Source organism: Lyngbya sp. CCY1209 (assembly GCF_035615495.1).
Lineage (GTDB): Bacteria > Cyanobacteriota > Cyanobacteriia > Cyanobacteriales > Microcoleaceae > Limnospira.
On sequence record NZ_JAJENU010000402.1, the window covers coordinates 1 to 2,079 of the forward strand.

General features: G+C 51.5%; 2 protein-coding genes. Both read right to left on the reverse strand.

Annotated features, from left to right (window positions below):
* Nucleotides 1–116: 116 nt before the first annotated feature.
* Nucleotides 117–572, reverse strand: coding sequence for a hypothetical protein (locus tag LKE08_RS11975; RefSeq protein ID WP_324704461.1), 456 nt, complete (start codon nt 570–572; stop codon nt 117–119).
* A gap of 66 nt (nt 573–638) precedes the next feature.
* Nucleotides 639–1,928 (reverse strand): RNA-guided endonuclease IscB, encoded by a 1,290-nt coding sequence (iscB, locus tag LKE08_RS11980; RefSeq protein ID WP_375341418.1) that lies wholly within the window; start codon nt 1,926–1,928, stop codon nt 639–641.
* Nucleotides 1,929–2,079: the final 151 nt, after the last annotated feature.

Below are 2,079 nucleotides of genomic sequence, written 5' to 3' on the forward strand. Positions count from 1 at the left end.
GCCCAACCGTCCCGGGTTGCCCAACCGTCCCGGGTTGCCCAACCGTCCCGGGTTGCCCAACCGTCCCGGGTTGCCCACCGGTTTGTTCAATTATCAATTATCAATGATCAATGATCTCAAGTCGGTTTTCGCTCCATCGTCCCTTCCATGATACTGACCAGATTGAGGTGGTGGCCGGCCATGATGCCGCTGGAGTAGTAGTATCGATTGTTATCGACCTGGCGGAGCGTCTCGAAGCCGCTGCGACGCTGTCGCTCGTCGCCGAGAACCCAGAATCGCTGCACGATCAGGGACGGGCCGATGAGCCCCTCGCCCTCGACCTTGCCGAATTCGCTGTGTTGCAGTAAAAATGTGTACTGGCGCTCGTTGGTGTCTAGGCGACCCCGATATTGGAGGATAATATCGTCGCGATCGCTCTTCGGAAACACCAATTTCGTGACCAGACTGAACCACTCGCTCTGATGCCACGCCACCAGGGTTTTTCCCCGGACGCTCGTGGGCACGCCATTGCGATCGAGCCAAGTTCCTTCGATGACCCACTGGCCGGATTGGATTAGAAAAGTATGAGTCACGGAAAATCTTCGATACGTTTGGAAGCCCTGTCGCTTTAGCGCAGGGAGGAAAAACGAACGGCGACTTTAGTCGCCTATGGTATGAGCGAACGCATAAGCATAACCATCCCTTTTGTGAATGGGTTGGCAATACCGGTGGCTAATTCCAGACACCCGACCCAATTGAGTCGCAATATCAAAGCTGCCTGATGCACGACAGAGAACTCGCCCAACATAAGATCCAATTTTCTGGCCTTTTGTGACAGTCGCCGTAACGATATCGCCAGTCTGAAATCCTTTATGAATTTGTACCCGTGAACGGTGACGAATTGGAAACCCATATTTATCCGTCCCGCACATCTGTCGAGTACCATGTCCTTTAGCTACAATCAGCAACGGTTTGGTGGTCAGGACTTTAAGTAAATCAACTAGCCCAACACTTGCAGCATCTAGCCAGTGCGTTTTGGGTAGACTGAATCGAGTCCGATTAAACTGGGTTTGTCCACCCGTACCTGTCGCCACAGGCAAGCCGGTTTGTTTCAGAGCATTGAACAATGCCCACCGGGTTGAATTGATGGCTGCTGCATCTTTAAGCGGTAGTTTTGCCGGCTTAAGAATACGGTTCAATACGTCAGGCTTACCCGATAAAAAGTCTCGAATGTCCCGATCGCTTTTGGATTGATTGCAGGAGTGACAAGCCAGGGTTAGGTTAGAAACTCGGTTGGTTCCCCCTTTAGACTGGGGCTGAATATGCTCTACTTCCAACGGTACATTTTTAGCTCCACAGTAAGCACATTTCCGATTCCATTTCTCCAGCAAGTATTCCCGAACCTCGTAGCCTTGCAATTCCCCTTGCTGATACTCAACACCTGAGATCTCAGGGTTCTGCATGAGTTGCAGGTCGAACCGTACTAGCTCTTGGGAAATGCGGGCAATTGGGGCAAGTCTGCGAAAGCGGTTAACCCATGTCATTGTGGTATCTACCCGATGTTGCAGGCTCGGGGATAACCAGCCTTTTGGACGAGTCCGATTCAGAAATCTAGCTTGGCGATAGCGGGTTTTGCGATTCCGCCTGCCACGTCGTAATTGGCGGCGAGACAGCAAAGCATCTTTGATTTGTTCCCCCCGGTGTTGAAGTTCAGCCCCAAAGATCACTCGACCGCCTTGTATGACGGCAATTCCTGTGACTTTAGAGCCTGGGTCAAGCTTAAGCTCCAGGTCTGGCACGGGCAGATCTGGACAAGCTTCCTTGAGAATAATGGTAAACGGATAGCGACGGAATACAGCCGCTTTCCGTTTACCAAGGAGCCTTCGCGCTTTTCCCGGATGTACCGGGTCGAGTTGCCGCTTGTTAGTGTCTAAGACAAAAACAGACATGGGAATCTCCGTAAAACGGGTAATGTTTTCCTCGCCAATGTTTTTAGGGCTTGTTCGGCTAACGGCACTGCCTTACCCCTCGTCGGGCTGTTTAACCGTTAACGGCAGGGCTACAAACTGGAAAGCATTTGTAGGTACCATGACCTTAAAA

Bases quoted from the DNA above. Each gene is read 5' to 3' on its own strand.
- iscB (WP_375341418.1), bottom strand. From the start codon at position 1,928: ATGTCTGTTTTTGTCTTAGACACTAACAAGCGGCAACTCGACCCGGTA.